This is a genomic window from Pseudoalteromonas sp. CNC9-20, assembly GCF_022347875.1.
In the GTDB taxonomy this organism is placed as follows: Bacteria; Pseudomonadota; Gammaproteobacteria; order Enterobacterales; family Alteromonadaceae; genus Pseudoalteromonas; species Pseudoalteromonas ruthenica.
Genome location: NZ_JAKRFS010000008.1, coordinates 1 through 17,095 on the forward strand (window position 1 = coordinate 1; position 17,095 = coordinate 17,095).

24 protein-coding genes are annotated in these 17,095 nt (G+C 46.1%); 3 read left to right on the forward strand and 21 right to left on the reverse strand.

The window, feature by feature from the left end; translation table 11 throughout:
* Positions 1-317 precede the first annotated feature (317 nt).
* The 19 genes from rplQ to MHM89_RS17565 form a co-directional block, all read right to left on the reverse strand.
* Positions 318-719: a 50S ribosomal protein L17 gene (gene rplQ / locus MHM89_RS17475; protein WP_022943959.1), complete on the reverse strand. Its 402-nt coding sequence runs from the start codon at positions 717-719 to the stop codon at positions 318-320.
* A gap of 40 nt (positions 720-759) precedes the next feature.
* Entirely contained in the window at positions 760-1,746 is a 987-nt protein-coding gene (gene rpoA / locus MHM89_RS17480; protein ID WP_022943958.1) for a DNA-directed RNA polymerase subunit alpha, read from the reverse strand.
* Positions 1,747-1,770: 24 nt separating this feature from the next.
* Entirely contained in the window at positions 1,771-2,391 is a 621-nt protein-coding gene (gene rpsD, locus MHM89_RS17485; protein WP_022943957.1) for a 30S ribosomal protein S4, read from the reverse strand.
* 21 nt (positions 2,392-2,412) lie between these two features.
* The gene (gene rpsK / locus MHM89_RS17490) at positions 2,413-2,799 is read right to left on the reverse strand and encodes a 30S ribosomal protein S11 (RefSeq protein WP_022943956.1); all 387 of its coding nucleotides are present in this window, start codon (positions 2,797-2,799) and stop codon (positions 2,413-2,415) included.
* Between the two features lie 13 nt (positions 2,800-2,812).
* On the reverse strand, positions 2,813-3,169 hold the full coding sequence (gene rpsM, locus MHM89_RS17495) for a 30S ribosomal protein S13 (RefSeq protein ID WP_022943955.1): 357 nt from the start codon (positions 3,167-3,169) through the stop codon (positions 2,813-2,815).
* A 130-nt stretch (positions 3,170-3,299) separates the two neighbouring features.
* Positions 3,300-3,413: a 50S ribosomal protein L36 gene (gene rpmJ / locus MHM89_RS17500; protein ID WP_002959476.1), complete on the reverse strand. Its 114-nt coding sequence runs from the start codon at positions 3,411-3,413 to the stop codon at positions 3,300-3,302.
* A 22-nt stretch (positions 3,414-3,435) separates the two neighbouring features.
* Positions 3,436-4,764, reverse strand: a complete 1,329-nt coding sequence (gene secY / locus MHM89_RS17505; protein WP_022943954.1) for a preprotein translocase subunit SecY — start codon at positions 4,762-4,764, stop codon at positions 3,436-3,438.
* 11 nt (positions 4,765-4,775) lie between these two features.
* Positions 4,776-5,210: a 50S ribosomal protein L15 gene (gene rplO, locus MHM89_RS17510; protein ID WP_022943953.1), complete on the reverse strand. Its 435-nt coding sequence runs from the start codon at positions 5,208-5,210 to the stop codon at positions 4,776-4,778.
* Between the two features lie 5 nt (positions 5,211-5,215).
* The gene (rpmD, locus tag MHM89_RS17515; protein ID WP_081604373.1) at positions 5,216-5,395 is read right to left on the reverse strand and encodes a 50S ribosomal protein L30; all 180 of its coding nucleotides are present in this window, start codon (positions 5,393-5,395) and stop codon (positions 5,216-5,218) included.
* Positions 5,396-5,401: 6 nt separating this feature from the next.
* Positions 5,402-5,908 (reverse strand): 30S ribosomal protein S5, encoded by a 507-nt coding sequence (gene rpsE / locus MHM89_RS17520; RefSeq protein ID WP_022943952.1) that lies wholly within the window; start codon positions 5,906-5,908, stop codon positions 5,402-5,404.
* Between the two features lie 9 nt (positions 5,909-5,917).
* On the reverse strand, positions 5,918-6,271 hold the full coding sequence (rplR, locus tag MHM89_RS17525) for a 50S ribosomal protein L18 (protein WP_022943951.1): 354 nt from the start codon (positions 6,269-6,271) through the stop codon (positions 5,918-5,920).
* A 9-nt stretch (positions 6,272-6,280) separates the two neighbouring features.
* A complete protein-coding gene (gene rplF, locus MHM89_RS17530; RefSeq protein ID WP_022943950.1) occupies positions 6,281-6,814 on the reverse strand; it encodes a 50S ribosomal protein L6 in 534 nt (177 codons plus the stop codon).
* Positions 6,815-6,826: 12 nt separating this feature from the next.
* Positions 6,827-7,219: a 30S ribosomal protein S8 gene (gene rpsH, locus MHM89_RS17535; protein ID WP_022943949.1), complete on the reverse strand. Its 393-nt coding sequence runs from the start codon at positions 7,217-7,219 to the stop codon at positions 6,827-6,829.
* Between the two features lie 21 nt (positions 7,220-7,240).
* The gene (gene rpsN, locus MHM89_RS17540) at positions 7,241-7,546 is read right to left on the reverse strand and encodes a 30S ribosomal protein S14 (protein ID WP_022943948.1); all 306 of its coding nucleotides are present in this window, start codon (positions 7,544-7,546) and stop codon (positions 7,241-7,243) included.
* Between the two features lie 10 nt (positions 7,547-7,556).
* The gene (gene rplE / locus MHM89_RS17545; RefSeq protein WP_045980290.1) at positions 7,557-8,096 is read right to left on the reverse strand and encodes a 50S ribosomal protein L5; all 540 of its coding nucleotides are present in this window, start codon (positions 8,094-8,096) and stop codon (positions 7,557-7,559) included.
* A gap of 15 nt (positions 8,097-8,111) precedes the next feature.
* Positions 8,112-8,426: a 50S ribosomal protein L24 gene (gene rplX, locus MHM89_RS17550; RefSeq protein WP_022943946.1), complete on the reverse strand. Its 315-nt coding sequence runs from the start codon at positions 8,424-8,426 to the stop codon at positions 8,112-8,114.
* A 10-nt stretch (positions 8,427-8,436) separates the two neighbouring features.
* Complete coding sequence (rplN, locus tag MHM89_RS17555) at positions 8,437-8,805, reverse strand: 50S ribosomal protein L14 (RefSeq protein ID WP_022943945.1); 369 nt, start codon at positions 8,803-8,805, stop codon at positions 8,437-8,439.
* A gap of 318 nt (positions 8,806-9,123) precedes the next feature.
* The gene (locus MHM89_RS17560; RefSeq protein ID WP_239409365.1) at positions 9,124-11,061 is read right to left on the reverse strand and encodes an AsmA family protein; all 1,938 of its coding nucleotides are present in this window, start codon (positions 11,059-11,061) and stop codon (positions 9,124-9,126) included.
* 68 nt (positions 11,062-11,129) lie between these two features.
* Complete coding sequence (locus MHM89_RS17565; protein WP_239409366.1) at positions 11,130-12,554, reverse strand: PLP-dependent aminotransferase family protein; 1,425 nt, start codon at positions 12,552-12,554, stop codon at positions 11,130-11,132.
* 86 nt (positions 12,555-12,640) lie between these two features.
* On the opposite strand from MHM89_RS17565, the gene MHM89_RS17570 reads away from it, so the two are divergent.
* The 3 genes from MHM89_RS17570 (at position 12,641) to MHM89_RS17580 (ending at position 15,415) form a co-directional block, all read left to right on the forward strand.
* Positions 12,641-13,165: a GNAT family N-acetyltransferase gene (locus MHM89_RS17570; protein WP_239409367.1), complete on the forward strand. Its 525-nt coding sequence runs from the start codon at positions 12,641-12,643 to the stop codon at positions 13,163-13,165.
* Positions 13,166-13,282: 117 nt separating this feature from the next.
* Positions 13,283-14,440, forward strand: a complete 1,158-nt coding sequence (locus tag MHM89_RS17575) for a hypothetical protein (protein ID WP_045980287.1) — start codon at positions 13,283-13,285, stop codon at positions 14,438-14,440.
* Between the two features lie 288 nt (positions 14,441-14,728).
* Positions 14,729-15,415 carry a TorF family putative porin gene (locus tag MHM89_RS17580; protein ID WP_152440104.1) on the forward strand — a complete coding sequence of 229 codons (687 nt, stop codon included), beginning with the start codon at positions 14,729-14,731 and terminating at the stop codon, positions 15,413-15,415.
* A 47-nt stretch (positions 15,416-15,462) separates the two neighbouring features.
* On the opposite strand, the gene MHM89_RS17585 is transcribed toward MHM89_RS17580, so the two are convergent.
* On the reverse strand, positions 15,463-16,188 hold the full coding sequence (locus MHM89_RS17585) for a transporter substrate-binding domain-containing protein (protein WP_239409368.1): 726 nt from the start codon (positions 16,186-16,188) through the stop codon (positions 15,463-15,465).
* Positions 16,175-17,062 (reverse strand): aldo/keto reductase, encoded by an 888-nt coding sequence (locus tag MHM89_RS17590; RefSeq protein ID WP_053911666.1) that lies wholly within the window; start codon positions 17,060-17,062, stop codon positions 16,175-16,177. Before MHM89_RS17590 ends, MHM89_RS17585 begins: the two co-directional genes overlap by 14 nt.
* Between the last annotated feature and the right edge of the window lie 33 nt (positions 17,063-17,095).

Genomic DNA, 17,095 nt, shown 5'->3' on the forward strand with positions numbered 1-17,095 from the left:
GACTCACCCAACTCGTTGAAGTGCTTGTTTGTAAGCAGTCCGCCGTGTCGGTGGATGCGCATTATAGGGAGATTCGATTTCCACGCAACCCCTTTTTTAAAGAAAACTGCAAAAAACGGATCGTTTGAACAAAAATAAAACTAAAACTACTGTATTTAACAGTTATAGATCTATTTAAGATCTAAATTGCTACATTTAAGATGTTTTATATAGAGAAGGGTTTAGCTAAATAGCTATATATAGAAGAGCTGAAATTTAATTTTGGCCATAAAAAGAAAAAGCCGAGCATAAGCTCGGCTTTTTGTGTCTTTTACGACTTACTCTGCAGACTGTGCGTCTTCTTGAACGTCTTCGCTCGCAACTGGGCGATCTACTAGTTCAATGTAAGCCATTGGTGCGTTGTCGCCTGCACGGAAGCCACACTTCAAAATACGAGTGTAACCACCAGGACGGCCTTCGTAGCGAGGACCAATCTCGCTAAACAACTTACCAACAACTTCTTTATCACGCGTGCGAGCAAATGCTAAACGGCGATTTGCAACGCTATCAGTCTTAGCCAGTGTGATTAAAGGTTCAATTACACGGCGCAGCTCTTTCGCTTTAGGCAATGTTGTTTTGATGATTTCGTGCTTCACCAAAGAACCAGCCATATTGCTGAACATCGCTTTGCGATGGCTGCTGTTACGGTTTAATTGACGACCACTCTTACGATGGCGCATGACCCTATCCTTCTAACTAAACTAAATATAGTGATTTAGATTACTCAGCTAAGCTTGCTGGCGGCCAGTTTTCTAGGCGCATGCCTAGAGACAGACCACGTGATGCAAGCACGTCTTTGATCTCAGTTAGAGACTTCTTACCTAAGTTAGGTGTTTTCAGAAGCTCAACTTCGGTACGCTGTACTAAATCACCGATATATTGAATTTGCTCGGCTTTCAAGCAGTTTGCTGAACGAACTGTTAGCTCAAGATCATCAACTGGACGAAGCAGAATAGGATCGAATTCTGGCTTCTCTTCCTTCTCTTCTGGCTCAGAAACATCACGTAAGTCTACGAATGCTTCTAATTGCTCAGCAAGAATGGTCGACGCACGGCGGATCGCTTCTTCAGGATCTAAAGTGCCGTTTGTTTCCATATCAATGATTAACTTGTCTAAGTCAGTACGTTGTTCAACACGTGCTGATTCGACCGAGTACGCAATACGCTCAACTGGGCTGAATGATGCATCAAGCAACAAACGGCCGATTGGGCGCTCATCGTCTTCAGAGGATACGCGGCTAGAAGCTGGTACATAACCACGACCACGCTCAACACGGATGCGCATACTGATCTCGCTATTGTCAGTTGTTAAATGACAAATTACGTGATCAGGATTGCTGATTGTTACATCACCATCGTGCTGGATATCTGCCGCAGTCACAGGGCCTACACCAGATTTAGTCAGGGTCAGAAAAACTTCATCTTTGCCTTCGATATTAACTGCTAGACCTTTAAGGTTTAACAGGATTTCAATGATGTCTTCTTGTACGCCTTCTTTCGCGCTGTACTCATGTAAAACGCCATCAATTTCTACCTCAGTAACTGCGCATCCAGGCATAGATGACAACAGAATACGACGTAGAGCGTTTCCTAGAGTGTGACCAAAACCACGCTCAAGCGGCTCTAGTACCACTTTTGAACGAGTTGGGTTGATAGCGTCGATATCGACTAACCTTGGTTTTAGGAATTCGGTTACAGAACCCTGCATTTTATCCTCTCTTAACTCTTAACTTTACTTCGAGTAAAGTTCGACGATTAGTTGTTCGTTAATGTCCGCAGACAGATCAGAACGCTCAGGTAGGCGCTTAAAAGTACCTTCCATTTTCTTACCGTCAACTTCAACCCAAGTTGGCTTCTCACGTTGCTCAGCCAATTCTAGAGCTCCAACGATACGTGCTTGCTTCTTCGACTTCTCACGAATTTCTACCTGATCTTCAGGAGTAACGTTGAAAGAAGGAATGTTTACAACACGACCATTAACCATAATCGCTTTGTGACTTACTAGCTGACGCGCTTCAGCACGTGTGCTTGCAAAACCCATGCGATATACAACATTGTCTAGACGTTGCTCTAGAAGCTGAAGTAGGTTTTCACCTGTATTGCCTTTAAGGCGAGCAGCTTCTTTGTAGTAGTTACGGAATTGCTTTTCAAGGATGCCGTACATACGACGAACCTTTTGCTTTTCACGTAGCTGTAGACCGTAGTCAGATAAACGACCCTTACGGGCGCCGTGCTGACCAGGTGCTGTCTCAAGTTTACACTTAGAGTCGATAGCTCGTACGCCGCTCTTAAGGAACAGGTCAGTACCTTCACGACGACTTAGCTTGAGCTTAGGGCCCAAATATCTTGCCATGTTCTTTCTCCTAACCTATTGTTATACGCGACGTTTCTTCGGTGGACGACAACCATTGTGTGGAATTGGCGTCACGTCAGTGATGTTTGTGATACGGAAACCAGCAGCATTCAATGCACGTACAGCAGACTCACGGCCTGGACCTGGACCTTTAATGAATACTTCTAAGTTCTTCAAACCGTATTCTTGTGCAGCAGTACCTGCACGCTCTGCAGCTACCTGAGCAGCGAATGGTGTAGATTTACGTGAACCACGGAAACCTGAACCACCGGCAGTTGCCCAAGAAAGTGCATTACCTTGACGGTCTGTAATCGTAACAATAGTGTTGTTGAAAGACGCATGAACGTGAGCCATGCCATCAGCAACTTGCTTTTTGACCTTCTTACGACGAATTGGTGCTTTAGCCATAATTTACCCCACCTTATTTCTTGATAGGCTTGCGAGGACCCTTACGAGTACGCGCGTTAGTCTTAGTACGCTGACCACGTAGTGGTAGCGAACGACGGTGACGTAAACCACGGAAGCAACCAAGGTCCATAAGACGCTTGATGTTCAAAGTAACTTCACGACGAAGATCACCTTCTACAGTGTACTTGCCAACTTCTTCACGAAGCGTGTCAAGAGTTTCGTCATTTAGTTCACCGATTTTAGTATCTTCTGCGATACCTACCGCTGCCAAGATCGCCTTAGCGCGGGTTTTACCTACACCATAAATTGAGGTTAAGCCAATAACCGCATGTTTATGATCAGGAACGTTAATGCCAGCTATACGGGCCACTAACACATCTCCTATAGTTTAAATTTGGTAATCATCTTCTCGAAAAGCCCGTTAGGATACTCAAGTGATGACCAAACTACAATGAAAAACACAGGCCGAGCATACCACTCAGCCTGCATGACTTGTTTAATTAGCCTTGCCTTTGCTTGTGCTTAGGCTCACTGCAAATCACACGTACAACGCCGGCACGTTTGATTACTTTGCAGTTACGGCAGATTTTCTTAACGGAAGCACGTACTTTCATTACTCAACTCCGTAAACCGACCTTATCGGCCATAGCCTTTAAGGTTTGCTTTTTTCAGCACAGAATCATACTGATGTGACATCAGATGGGTCTGTACTTGTGCCATAAAGTCCATGATCACAACAACGATAATCAAGATTGATGTACCGCCGAAGTAGAATGGCGTTTGCCATGCCATGGTCATAAACTCGGGCACTAGACAGATAAAGGTAATGTACAAGGCACCTGCCAATGTCAGGCGTGTCATTACTTTATCAATGTATTTCGATGTCTGCTCACCTGGACGAATACCTGGAATGAAAGCTCCAGATTTTTTCAGGTTGTCTGCAGTTTCACGCGGGTTGAAAACCAACGCAGTGTAGAAAAAGCAGAAAAAGATAATAGCAGCAGCCAAGACCATTGCGTACAGCGGTTGACCCGGAGTCAATGCTGTGGAAATGGCTTGTAACACGTCAGCTACAGGACCTTCACCCTGGCCGAACCAGCTTGCAATTGTACCAGGGAACAGAATGATACTACTAGCAAAGATTGGTGGAATAACCCCAGCCATATTTACTTTCAACGGCAAGTGTGTGCTTTGAGCAGCGTACACCTGACGACCTTGTTGGCGCTTTGCGTAGTTAACAACAATACGACGTTGACCACGTTCAAAGAAAACCACCAAGTAAGTAACGGCAAACACGATTACCGCAATCAATACCAGTACCAAAATGTTCAATTCACCTTGGCGCGCCATTTCGGCTGTCGAACCAATAGCAGACGGCAGGTTAGCTACGATACCAACAAAAATCAGAACTGAGATACCGTTACCGATACCACGCTCTGTAATTTGTTCGCCCAACCACATTAAGAACATACAGCCGGTTACTAAGCTCACTACAGCAGTGAAGTAGAAACCAAAGCCGGGGTTAACAACTAACCCGTCCATCATGTTCGGTAAGCCAGTAGCAATACCGATTGATTGGAACGTAGCAAGCACGAGCGTACCATAACGCGTGTACTGACTGATTTTCTTACGCCCCTGTTCACCCTCTTTTTTCAGCTCTACCATCGCAGGATGTATATGCGTTAGTAGCTGCATGATAATTGAGGCCGAAATATAGGGCATAATACCCAGTGCAAGTACCGAAGCACGCTCAAGCGCACCACCGCTGAACATGTTGAACATTTCAACAATGGTGCCCTTCTGTTGCTCGAAGAATTCGGCAAGTACAGCGGCGTCAATCCCAGGGATCGGCACGAATGAACCTAAACGGTAAATAATGATAGCACCGAGTACAAATAGTAAACGACGCTTCAACTCCGCAAGCCCGCTTTGTGCACTTTGCATATCGTGACCTGGTTTAGCCATAAAGTACTTCCTTACTCTTCTACCTTGCCTCCGGCAGCTTCAATCGCTTCGCGTGCACCTTTGGTCACTTTAAGACCTTTAACAGTGACGGCGCGAGAAACTTCACCAGATTTAACTACTTTAACGAACTGGATGTTCTTCTTAACCAGACCAGCTGCTTGTAACGCGTTTAGATCTACCACATCGCCTTCAACTTTAGCGATTTCGAATAGATTCACTTCTTTAGTCGCAAGAGACTTGCGTGAAGTGAAACCAAACTTAGGTAGACGACGTTGCATAGGCATTTGACCGCCTTCGAAACCAACGCGTACTTTACCACCAGAACGTGATTTTTGACCTTTGTGACCACGGCCACCAGTTTTACCTAGGCCAGAACCGATACCACGGCCCACACGTTTGCCGGCTGATTTTGCACCTGCAGCAGGTGAAAGTGTATTCAAATTCATTCGAATTACCCCTCAACCTTAACCATGTAAGAAACTTGGTTGATCATACCACGTACTGAAGGCGTATCTTCTAGCTCTACAGTGTGGTTGATACGACGTAAACCAAGGCCACGTAATGTAGCTCTATGCTTCGGCAAGCGGCCGATTGAACTACGTACTTGAGTTACTTTTACTGTATTTGCCATGGTGTCTTACCCCAAAATTTCTTCAACGCTAAGACCACGCTTCGCAGCAACTGCTTCTGGAGACTTCATGTTCTCTAGTGCTGAGATAGTTGCGCGAACAACGTTGATCGGGTTAGTCGAACCGTAGGCTTTTGACAATACGTTTTGTACACCAGCTACTTCTAGTACTGCACGCATCGCACCACCGGCGATGATACCAGTACCTTCAGATGCTGGTTGCATGTACACTTTAGAACCAGCGTGACGACCCTTGATAGGGTGCTGAAGTGTATTGCCTTTAAGCTCTACCTTGATCATGTTACGACGTGCTTTTTCCATTGCTTTTTGAATAGCAGCTGGAACTTCACGTGCTTTACCATAACCAAAACCTACTTTACCTGCGCCGTCACCTACTACTGTAAGTGCAGTGAAGCTAAAGATACGACCACCTTTAACCACCTTAGACACACGGTTTACCGCGATTAGCTTTTCAGCCAAATCAGGCTGTTGTTGCTTTGCTTCTACGTTAGCCATTGTCTACTCCTAGAATTGCAGACCGGCTTCACGCGCTGCATCCGCAAGCGCCTTCACACGGCCGTGATATTTAAAGCCACTGCGGTCAAAAGCGATACTTTCGTTAACGCCTTTTTCAGCCGCACGTTCTGCAACTGCTTTACCCACTGCTTGAGCAGCTTCGATGTTGCCAGTGCCTTTAACTGTTTCAGCAATTGCTTTCTCAACAGTAGAAGCAGCAGCCAGTACACTACCCTCAGCACTAATAACCTGAGCATAGATGTGACGTGGCGTGCGGTGGATAACAAGGCGGATTTTGCCCTGTTCAATAAAATTTCTACGTGAGCGCTTAGCGCGACGTAGACGTGCTGTTCTCTTATCCATCGTCCTACCTTACTTCTTCTTAGCCTCTTTACGACGCACGTATTCGTCAGCATAGCGAACACCTTTACCTTTATAAGGCTCTGGCTCACGGTATGCGCGAATGTTTGCAGCAGTTTGACCAACTAGCTGCTTGTCTGCGCCCTTAACAACGATCTCAGTTTGGCTCGGAGCTTCAATCGTGATGCCCTCTGGGATCTCGAAGTTGACTGGGTGTGAGAAGCCTAGCGTTAAATCTAGTACTTTACCTTTCACCGCAGCACGGTAACCAACACCAACTAGCTGTAGCTTCTTCTCGTAACCGTCGTTCACACCAACAATCATGTTGTTGATAAGTGCACGTGCAGTACCAGCTTGAGCCCAAGCGTTAGCAACGCCTTCTACAGGTTTAGTGGTGATTACATTGTCTTCGAATGAAACTTCAACCGCTTCGTTGATAGCACGGCTAAGTTCACCATTCTTACCTTTAACTGTGATGTCCTGGCCTTTAAGCGTGATTTCTACACCGGCTGGAACATTAATAGGTGCCTTTGCTATACGCGACATAGTCCCCTCCGATTACGCTACAAAGCCAATGATTTCACCGCCCACGCCAGCGCTACGCGCAGCACGGTCAGTCATCAGGCCTTTAGAAGTTGATACGATAGCGATACCTAGACCACCCATTACCTTAGGTAATGCGTCACGTTTCTTATAGATACGTAGACCAGGGCGGCTAACACGCTGGATGTTTTCGATTACAGCTTTGCCTTCGAAGTACTTAAGCTCGATGTTTAGTTCAGGTTTAGCGCCTTCTGTTACTGAGTAACCAGAAACATAACCTTCATCAGTTAGTACTTTAGCAACTGCTATTTTCAGCTTTGAAGATGGCATTGAGATAGAAACCTTCTTCGCAGTCTGGCCGTTACGGATACGTGTGAACAAATCCGCAATAGGATCTTGCAAGCTCATTGTCTTACTCCCGTGATTCTATTACCAACTAGCCTTTTTAAGGCCAGGAATTTCACCGCGCATAGCTGCTTCGCGAACTTTGATACGGCTTAGGCCGAACTTGCGAAGGTAACCATGTGGGCGGCCCGTGATGTTACAACGATTACGTTGACGTGCAGGGCTTGAATCACGCGGAAGAGTCTGAAGCTTCAGAACCGCGTCCCAACGCTCTTCATCTGATGAATTAACATCGCTGATGATAGCTTTTAGTGCCGCACGCTTTTCAGCGTATTGGGCAACTAGTTTAGTGCGCTTTGCTTCGCGCGCTTTCATTGAATTCTTTGCCATAACCCTACCCTTATTTCTTGAATGGGAAGTTAAACGCTTCTAACAACGCACGGCCTTCCTCATCATTCTGCGCAGAAGTAGTGATAGTGATGTCTAGGCCACGTACACGGTCTACACGGTCATAATCGATTTCTGGGAAGATGATTTGTTCACGTACGCCCATGCTGTAGTTGCCGCGACCGTCGAAAGACTTAGCGCTTACACCACGGAAATCGCGAATACGCGGGATAGCGATTGAAACCAAACGCTCAAAAAAGTCCCACATACGCTCGCCACGTAGGGTTACTTTACAACCAATTGGGTAGCCTTCACGGATCTTAAAGCCAGCAACTGATTTGCGTGCTTTCGTGATAAGAGGCTTCTGACCAGAGATTGCTTCTAGATCAGCAACAGCGTTTTCTAGAATTTTCTTGTCAGCTAGGGCTTCGCCCACACCCATGTTTAATGTGATCTTTTCGATCTGAGGGACTTGCATGACAGAGCTGAAACCAAACTTCTTTTGAAGTTCAGCGACTACTTTGTCTTTATATACTTCATGCAGTTTCGCCATCGTCTACTCCAACTATTAAATAGTTTTACCAGTAGATTTGAAGATACGTAATTTCTTACCGTCTTCAATCTTGAAACCTACACGATCTGCTTTACCCGTTTCCGAGTTGTAGATCGCAACGTTTGATACGTCGATAGACGCTTCTTTCTCAACAATACCGCCAGCTTGGTTCAACTGAGGAACAGGCTTTTGGTGCTTCTTGATAAGGTTTACGCCTTCAACAAATACTCGACCAGTTTCAGTAACAACTGAAAGCACTTTACCGCGCTTACCTTTGTCTTTACCGGCCAGTACGATTACTTCGTCATCACGACGGATTTTTGCTGCCATGATCGACTCCTTATAGTACTTCTGGTGCTAGTGAAACGATCTTCATGAACTTTTCAGTACGAAGTTCACGAGTCACAGGGCCGAAGATACGGGTTCCGATTGGCTGGTTGCTATCGTTTAAGATAACAGCCGCATTGCTATCGAAACGGATCAAAGAGCCGTCTGGACGACGAACGCCTTTTTTGGTACGCACAACAACCGCGTTTTTAACATCACCTTTTTTAACTTTGCCGCGAGGAATCGCTTCCTTAACAGCAACTTTAATGATGTCACCAACCGATGCGTAACGACGGTGTGAACCGCCAAGGACTTTAATACACTGCACTTTGCGGGCGCCGCTGTTATCTGCAACGTCCAGCTGAGTTTGCATTTGGATCATCTTAATGTGCTCCGGTGTAGTTACAACTCGCCATAATTCCGTTAGAAATTAAGGCATTAAATAAATTATCCGCTCAATTAACAGGCAACTTTTCGGTTACTTGTGTGCTGAGGGCGGGCAATTGTATCAGTAATGGCGGGCAAAAGGTAGGCTAATTTTTAATTAATTTCTTTACTTAGCTCGGTTAATAAAGGCTCTGAGAGCCCCAAGGTGAGAACAGAAAATTATCGAAAACAGGCTATTTTTCGCACCATCAATTGCTTATAAAAGCATCAAGGCACAAAAGTGCCTTGATGCTGCATGTATATATGGGGGGGATTAGCCGCCAAACAAGCCTTTGAGTTTGTCTTTTACTTTTTCTTTGGCTTTTTCTTTCACTTCCTCTTTGGCTGCCTCACCAACGTCCAAGTTAACCGCCACGTCATGGAAAGGACCTTTTATACGAACCGGAATTTTGAAACCGGTACTGTCATCGGTGGTGCCTTGACCTTCGATTGAATCCACAATCCCCGTTACTAAGCGGTAGTTTACCTTGGTCGCGGGGAGATCCACTTGGCCTTCACCAGTAATACGAATGAGCGGGCTTAGCAACGATAAATCTGAGTTGACGCCAACGCCTTTGGTAAAGTTCATACTCCCCGTTAAAGCGGTAAAGTCTGTCTGCTGTGACTTATCAAAGCCAGTATTAAGGCCTTGTGAAAGTGCGGATGTATTTCCCTTAATGAGTTCCTTCGCCTTTCGCACCAATTCAGCAATGTTCGCTCCTTTAACAGCACCATCGGCAAAACTGAATGCTAATTTGCCAGCCAGCGCATCAACGAAGTCTTGTTGGCTTTGCCCTTCGGTAGTCAGTTGCCAATTGAGCGCCCCTTTACCCATTAACTTATCAAACTTCACCGCATCGCTAAGAAGAGGCTCAGCATTTATACCACTGAGGTCAAACTGAGTATCGATGTGGTAAGGCTGTCGCGCTGCGTTCAGCGTTACTTCGCCGGTTCCCTGACCTTCATAGGCAGCGAATTTATCCATACTGAGAGTGGCTACGGCATTATCAAGCTTAATACTGAATTGGTTCTCACCGAGTGTAATATCACGCGCTTTTAAGCCACTTGAGCGAACCACAATATCGGCATCAAGGGCATTCAGGGCAGAAAGGTCTATCGGCGTATCATCCCACTCTAAGGGTTGAGCCTGAGAATCATCGTTACTTGGTTGCTCGGTATTCGCGGCAGGCTCCGGTAAGTAAGGGTTTAAATCTAGCATGCCCAAATCTACATTGGCAGTAAGCGCTAAACGCTCGCCAAGGTGAATCGTACTCATACCTTCAATGGCAAGCTGATCTAACGTCGCCACGAGCTTATTAATAGTAAAAGCCTGCCCTTGCAGCTGCATACTGCCCTCTAAACGGAAATCATTAAACGCGTTGTCTTTGGCATTGAGCTCAACGCCTTGCCACTTGGCAATGCGCTTCACCGAATCCCCTTGCAACATCAAGGTGCCGCTAATATTTCCACCCTGCTCAGCAATGTTGCCTTTAAATTCCATATCAACAAGCGTAGATGTTAAGTTTTGCGTAAGCGTAAATGGTCGACCTTCGATGGCTTTGATTGGGTTATCCAATTCTATATCAAGGTTAAACCGCTCACCCATGTACGTTATACCCCCTTCTAGTTCTAAAGGTTGGCGTAACGATTTAAGTAATATCGCTAATTCCAAGTCGCTAATTTGTTGTTTACTTCCAGTTTGCCCGTCCAGATAGGTGAACTGACCACCATAAATAGCCACTTCTCCAAGCTCAATATCAAAGTTGTCTGGCAGCTTGACTTGGCCTTGCTCAGTGCTTTGTTGCGATTGCTCAGTTGCGACCTTATCAAAGAGCTGCCAATTACCTTGGCCTTGGGCATTTGTTTCCAGCAACACATCCGGCTCACGGATAACAAACTTATCCAGCTTCACTTCGCCAGAGAATAAGGTGCTCCAGGGGATATGCACATCCAATTGTTTCATCGTCGCCATATTGGCTCGCGATCCCCCTTCCATATTGCTAAAGCTAACATCATTAAGCTCTAATCGCAGTGAAGGGAAAATCGCTAAGTCTTTATCGCCGGCAATCGTCAGTGTGCGCCCAGTGGTGTTTTGTACCTGCTCTGACACTTTATTGAAGATGGCATCGACAGGAATAAAGAAAGGAATGGCGATGAGTAAGCCGATAATTACGACTATGATTACGCCCAAAACCTTGGCTAGGGTCTTCATGGTGAACCTCGTTCCATTAAAGCAAATGTGTTTAGCATAACCTAAAGTAGTTATCTGTGTAATTGTAGTTAAAGTTCATGAATATAGGATGATAGTTGCTGAGCCAGTGTATGCACTGCTTGCGCCATGGTTTTCTCCCAAGGTAGGGCGAAGGTCATACGAAAAAAACGCGCATAATCGATTTGTGGCATAAAGAGTTCGCCAGGCGCAATGGCGATACGCCGAGTAATCAACCGTTGCCATAGCTCATCACTGCAGCCCCCTTGAGGAAGCTCAAACCATAAACTTGGCCCACCACCGATATCTTGGTACAAATGCGCAACGCCAAAGTGATTGAAAATTTCATCAACCTGCTGGTACTGCCTTAATAGTTGCGCTCGTAAACGTCGGGTTAAACGTCGATAGTCACCACTGCGATACAAATGAGTAACCAGCTCTTGGCTCGCGATGTCGCTCGCCTCACTAAGCACTGATTTAGTCAAAATAATATCAGCAACGCAATTACGGCAGAGCATATACCCCAAGGTTAGAGCAAACGACAATGTATCACTGTAGTCACATATGCTGATCACCGCTAGAGAGCTATCTTCATCTAAGAGGCTCGCAATTGACGGAGGTCGAAACTCACTAAAACTAAGCTCACCACGGTCATATTCGATTAGCGCAACATCATGGCGCTGCGCCCAAGCCAACAATGCACGTTTTTGTTGTTCGCTCAGCAGGCGCCCTGTCGGATCTTGATAATTAGGGTTAAAAATATAAGCGCGAATGTCATGCTCTTGTCGAGCCTGCTCCAATAATGCCAATTCGGTTTCGAAGTCCGGCTGTATAGGGACACCCACATAAGCTTGAGCGCTGTGGTGCAAATGCGCCAATATAAAAAATGAGCTTGGAGACTCAACTGCCACCTTATGCTCACTCAACCCTAACCCCTTTAACGCCAAAGTAAGTGCCGAACTGCGTCCATGGGTAATGACGACCTCGGCTGGATTTATAAGCTGCTGACTCAACGCATAATGTGTCGCAATTTCTTGACGCAGCGAATCAATACCGGCTTCGCGATTGTCTTGGAGTAATTTAAATGGACGCTGCCTGCGCACACGCTTTTGCGCCCGCGTGAGTAGCGCTTCGTTGTCTAATACCGTACTTGGCCCAGTGCAGGATAGCGGCACTATATCTGCGTCGTTAAAACTGTATTGCACCGCTTTGTGTAACGGCATGGAAATCAGCTCACTTGGGATTAATTTATCACCAAAGTTTTGTTGCGCAGTGCTTTGTTGACGAGCACAAACGTAATAACCACTGCGCGGCCGGGCCTCAATGAGTTGTTGTCTTTGCAAATGTTCATAAATTTTAGCAGCTGTCGATATCCCAACTTTTCTTTCACGAGCGAAATCCCGGACAGAAAGAAGCCTATCACCCTGTTTTAATTGGCCATTATTAATTGACTTAGCTAGTACCTCGGCCTCTCGCTGATAGATAAAACTGGGCATCTGTATTGCTTATTTTTCATTTTTATTGTGTCTGTTTTGTTTTTTTACGTGCCATTACACTGGTTGTCAAACGAAAAGGAGCTAACATGACCCTATTAATAGACACACCAAGGCTGCAGATGCGTCATTTCCGGCTTGCTGATGCCGAAGCAGTGCGCGCATTTAATGCCAACACCGAAGTCACTCGGTATACCGGAGACCCCGCTCAGATAAGCACCAGCGAACAGGCTCGGCGCCTCATCAAAGACGTTTGGTTACACGAATACAAACGTTATGGTTACGCTCGTTATGCCTTGATACACAAGCAACACAACAAGTTAATTGGATTTTGTGGTTTTAAGTTCAACCCACAACAACAGCTTGCTGATTTAGGCTACCGCATGCTTCCTCAGTATTGGCAACAGGGTCTTGGCTATGAGGCGGCACAAAGCGTCATGACATATGGGCTAAACACCCTCGCATTACCAGGAATTTATGCCGAAGTAGATAGTGCCAATACGAGCTCTGTACGCATTTTGCAAAAACTTGGTTTTACGCACACGAATTCATATCGTCAATGGGGGCTCAACCTACAACGCTATGATTATATGTGTGTTCCCTATAGTAGATAAGCCTCCAAGCTACTTAAAACAGCAAAGTCAATATTGCATCAACACACAATGTCAGTATGATGCACAGCCCCGCTTAAAGTGGGCTGTGTTGTATCAAGTGGAGTTGTAGTACCAAGCATGAAGAAGTTGCTTATATCCCCATCAAAAATGGCGCTGGGTGAACAAGAAAGTCAGATTTATCAAAATATTTTAAAACAGGCGACCGATATCAGCCTAAATCTAATGGCGGTGAAGGTTGAAAACCACCCAGACGAGTTCTTAGGTTGGTGTTATGAGTTACTTGACGCACTCAATAACCGCCTAAACTACGAGTTACTAGAGCCTCAGCAGCTCCCTTGTGTAAAGAAGCTACACACACTGCTTACTGAAGCCATTAGCTTTTTGCAACTGAAGGCCTTGCGTATTACTCCCTGGCCAGTGCTATGTGAATACCTGCAACAGCAGCAATCACGCGTTTTATTAGATGAACACTTAGCCTTATGTGACTACATCGACAGGTTGCGGGAACAGTCGTTAGCTGAACTCAGTAAAGAGGACCGCCTTGTAGTCGCGGGTAAACACCTCAACAGCCATGACCCAGCAGTCTACCGCTTTGATGTCGAGCTCTTTGCTGCAACGAGAAGCAATAAAGCATTTCACCAATTGCTGGCTGATTTCCCAGCTCTTTTTGATCAGGCTTTGGCGCACATTCCACTACAAGGAGAGGTAACGCGCGAGCATTACAGTGCCTTTGTTACAGCCTATCAAAGCATCTTCATCGATGCCGATGAAAAGCCTACACTTGCTCCGGCAACGCGCCTGTTAGCCATGCGCCGACCCGATGTATTCACTCCTGCCAGCCAAGCTAAATTAGATACTTTGTGCGCTGCGCTAGGTGTTGCCAAATTGAGTAACCGCGACTTCGAGCGATATTGGCAGGAACTGGTATGCACTATAACTCGCCTACCCTGGTACACTATGGCCAGCGGCGACAATGACCTAGAGCAACGCTTGTGTGCCAACAAGGCACTTTTACCATGCTTATTTTTCTATTTCGCCGAGGATAGTGCACAGCAATCAAACTACTACAAGCTGCTCCATAAGCCGAAGCGTTCATCTTCCAGCAAAGCACCTAGACGCAGCAAAGAGTCTGCAGCAACGCTGGTAGATAGAGCTTTAGCCGAAGATGATATCCCAGAGCATATTCGTGCCAAGCGCGACTCTATCATCGCCGAAGTGGAGAAAGGCCGCAGCATCAATGATACCCTCACCTTGATGCGCACCATTTTCGGTTAACCCCTCATCCCATACAGAGCGCCGCTCGGCGCTCCAGCTTATCAAGCGCCTCCCTCTGGTTTGCAGCAACAGTACCAGCGCATAACGAGTCACGGTGGTGTGAATTATCTCGGTGCATCCGCATAAAATATGCACCAGGGTCGTGCAACAGCTCACTTTGTGAAATCTGGCCATTTCCAAAAATCAATACCAAGCTGTTGAAAAATATTTAATTATTAATTTATTTCATACTCTGGCATAGCCTTTGCCCTGTTTATGCCAACACAGCGCGAAAACGGGAATGAAACAATGATAAAAACAACACGCTGGCAAGTCTCGGGGCTACTCTGTCTCGCCCTGTTGCCTATTACAGGTCATGCTAAGAACAGTCTAACTGCGAATGTGGCGGCTAGTTCAAACTATTATTGGCGAGGGATCACACAAAGTGATGATCAAGCCGCAGTATCGGGCGGCTTAGATTATGCTACGGACAGTGGCTTCTATATGGGGACTTGGCTATCCAATATTGATTTCGGCGAAGCCGCAAGCACTAGTTATGAAATGGATTTGTACGCTGGCTTTGGTGGCACAGCGGGAGAAATCGATTACGACGTTGGCTATATCTATTATGCCTACCCTGATGCCGCTGACGATATTGGGTTTGGTGAGGTTTATGGTTCACTAAGCTGGCAATGGCTGAGCGCAGGAGCTAGCTACCTACTTAATGCCGAAGACGATGCCACCAGTGAAGAAGATATGCTTTATTTAGAGCTCAATGCTAGTTTTCCAGTTTTCACCGACACTGAGCTCGCATTTCACCTAGGCCATTCAAGTGGTGACACCGTTCGGGAGTGGTATGGTGAAGATGATAGTTACTTAGATTATGGCGTTAGCATCAGTAAAGCCGGGTTCACACTTGGCCTGTTGCAAACTGATCTTGATGCCGATGACGATTTGAAAGCCTACGTGTCCTACAGTATGGACTTTGATTTGTAGGTATTTACCGACTTATTGTTGCTGCAAACCAGGGGCCGTCAGGCCCTTTATCTTATATTTTTCTCATCAAAAACCTGCTTTAGAGCTTGCACTAATTGAGGATCAGAGTGTTTATTCACTGCCAAGCATAATGGCGTTCGTTGACTTTGCTGTAACTCCCACACCTTGATTACTGTATTGGCCGATAACTCCCTTTGGCGCAGCGCTAAGGTCATCGCAGCTTCTGTATTTAAAATTAAATCTAACCTTCCAGCTAGAAATTTAGTCATGCTGACCTCAATACTAGCCGCCACATCTAAGTGCCGCTCATCACTAAACCCCTGTTGCCGCAAATGCTGATGAGTCCAGCCGTCTCGACTCACTGCGAGCGTATACTGCTTCACATCAGCCAATGAATGCACTTTTATGCGCTGATCATCACTGCGCTTGTAGATAAACATAGGAGTGGGCGCACTGATGGGACAAAACCAGTGAAATAACTGGTGCCGCTGTGCGGTTTTATAAATTGCGAATATACCGTGGTTAGCGCGAGTTTTAGCTAAATTATAGGCTCGCGCCCAAGTAGTAAGGTGAATATCAGCATCGATATTGGCGGCCTCTAAAGCCCCACGTACAGCTTGTGTTGCCCGGCCAACCACCTGACCCTGCTCATTAAGGTAGTTGTAGGGCGGCCAGTGCTCGGTATAAAGCTGTAGCTGGGGCTGCGCAACGACGCTAAAGCTAAGACTCATTGCAATTAGCCACACATAGATGTGATATTTAAGGTACTGCATGGCCTTTAGATGCCTGCCATATTCGATACCATTGCTCATGGCTTAATTCTAGCAGCTGAGCGCCAATTGCACTGCGAATACGCTCAATATTCCCCGTACCTAACACCACAGCAGGCTGGCTTGGGTGCTTCAACAACCACGCATATACCACTTGATCTAGGCCGCTTGCCCCGATTTCCTGTGCGATTTGCTCTAGTGTTTGCCGTAACCTTTGTGCCTTTTCAGTCATACTCGTAAATATCTCGCCGCCCGCCAGCGGCGACCAACACATCGGGTTTATGCGCCAACGTTGACACTGATCTAAAGTACCCTCATCTAACGCATTCATCTGATAGGGAGAGAACTCAATTTGGTTGGTTTGCAGCGGGAAATCCAACCGCGACTGCAATAACTCAAACTGACTGGTGGTAAAGTTAGAAACGCCGAAGTGCAATACATCACCACGCGCTCTCAAGGTATTGAATGCTTCAGCCACTTCATCTGCCTGCATTAAGTAGTCTGGGCGGTGGATCAACAAGCAATCTAAACGATCGGTGTGAAAATGCTGCAGTGACTTTTCAGCACTGGCGATAATATGCTCACGGCTGGAATTATAGTGATTAACATGCCCGGGCACAGCGCGCTTACCCTGCTGCAGCGCAATGCCGCACTTGGTGATGATACGAATTTGTTCACGTACGCTGGGTTTGAGCTTTAATAACTCTCCGAACGCCGCCTCACAGCGATATTGACCATAAATGTCAGCATGATCTGTATCAACAATGCCCTGCTCAATACATTGCTCTACAAACGCGAGGTTTTGTTGGGCGCTGCGCTGCCAATCGAGCATGCGCCAAAACCCTAACACTAAAGGCGAAATTGTTCTGTGTGCCATACTTTGCAACCTGATATTTTTTTGCCACTATAG

Excerpts from the sequence above, each read along its gene's own strand:
- rplQ (WP_022943959.1), bottom strand. The coding sequence starts at position 719 with ATGCGCCATCGTAAGAGTGGTCGTCAATTAAACCGTAACAGCAGCCAT.
- rpoA (WP_022943958.1), bottom strand. The coding sequence starts at position 1,746 with ATGCAGGGTTCTGTAACCGAATTCCTAAAACCAAGGTTAGTCGATATC.
- rpsD (WP_022943957.1), bottom strand. The coding sequence starts at position 2,391 with ATGGCAAGATATTTGGGCCCTAAGCTCAAGCTAAGTCGTCGTGAAGGT.
- rpsK (WP_022943956.1), bottom strand. The coding sequence starts at position 2,799 with ATGGCTAAAGCACCAATTCGTCGTAAGAAGGTCAAAAAGCAAGTTGCT.
- rpmJ (WP_002959476.1), bottom strand. The coding sequence starts at position 3,413 with ATGAAAGTACGTGCTTCCGTTAAGAAAATCTGCCGTAACTGCAAAGTA.
- secY (WP_022943954.1), bottom strand. The coding sequence starts at position 4,764 with ATGGCTAAACCAGGTCACGATATGCAAAGTGCACAAAGCGGGCTTGCG.
- rplO (WP_022943953.1), bottom strand. The coding sequence starts at position 5,210 with ATGAATTTGAATACACTTTCACCTGCTGCAGGTGCAAAATCAGCCGGC.
- rpmD (WP_081604373.1), bottom strand. The coding sequence starts at position 5,395 with ATGGCAAATACAGTAAAAGTAACTCAAGTACGTAGTTCAATCGGCCGC.
- rpsE (WP_022943952.1), bottom strand. The coding sequence starts at position 5,908 with ATGGCTAACGTAGAAGCAAAGCAACAACAGCCTGATTTGGCTGAAAAG.
- rplR (WP_022943951.1), bottom strand. The coding sequence starts at position 6,271 with ATGGATAAGAGAACAGCACGTCTACGTCGCGCTAAGCGCTCACGTAGA.
- rplF (WP_022943950.1), bottom strand. The coding sequence starts at position 6,814 with ATGTCGCGTATAGCAAAGGCACCTATTAATGTTCCAGCCGGTGTAGAA.
- rpsH (WP_022943949.1), bottom strand. The coding sequence starts at position 7,219 with ATGAGCTTGCAAGATCCTATTGCGGATTTGTTCACACGTATCCGTAAC.
- rpsN (WP_022943948.1), bottom strand. The coding sequence starts at position 7,546 with ATGGCAAAGAATTCAATGAAAGCGCGCGAAGCAAAGCGCACTAAACTA.
- rplE (WP_045980290.1), bottom strand. The coding sequence starts at position 8,096 with ATGGCGAAACTGCATGAAGTATATAAAGACAAAGTAGTCGCTGAACTT.
- rplX (WP_022943946.1), bottom strand. The coding sequence starts at position 8,426 with ATGGCAGCAAAAATCCGTCGTGATGACGAAGTAATCGTACTGGCCGGT.
- rplN (WP_022943945.1), bottom strand. The coding sequence starts at position 8,805 with ATGATCCAAATGCAAACTCAGCTGGACGTTGCAGATAACAGCGGCGCC.
- MHM89_RS17560 (WP_239409365.1), bottom strand. The coding sequence starts at position 11,061 with ATGAAGACCCTAGCCAAGGTTTTGGGCGTAATCATAGTCGTAATTATC.
- MHM89_RS17565 (WP_239409366.1), bottom strand. The coding sequence starts at position 12,554 with ATGCCCAGTTTTATCTATCAGCGAGAGGCCGAGGTACTAGCTAAGTCA.
- MHM89_RS17570 (WP_239409367.1), top strand. The coding sequence starts at position 12,641 with ATGACCCTATTAATAGACACACCAAGGCTGCAGATGCGTCATTTCCGG.
- MHM89_RS17575 (WP_045980287.1), top strand. The coding sequence starts at position 13,283 with ATGAAGAAGTTGCTTATATCCCCATCAAAAATGGCGCTGGGTGAACAA.
- MHM89_RS17580 (WP_152440104.1), top strand. The coding sequence starts at position 14,729 with ATGATAAAAACAACACGCTGGCAAGTCTCGGGGCTACTCTGTCTCGCC.
- MHM89_RS17585 (WP_239409368.1), bottom strand. The coding sequence starts at position 16,188 with ATGCAGTACCTTAAATATCACATCTATGTGTGGCTAATTGCAATGAGT.
- MHM89_RS17590 (WP_053911666.1), bottom strand. The coding sequence starts at position 17,062 with ATGGCACACAGAACAATTTCGCCTTTAGTGTTAGGGTTTTGGCGCATG.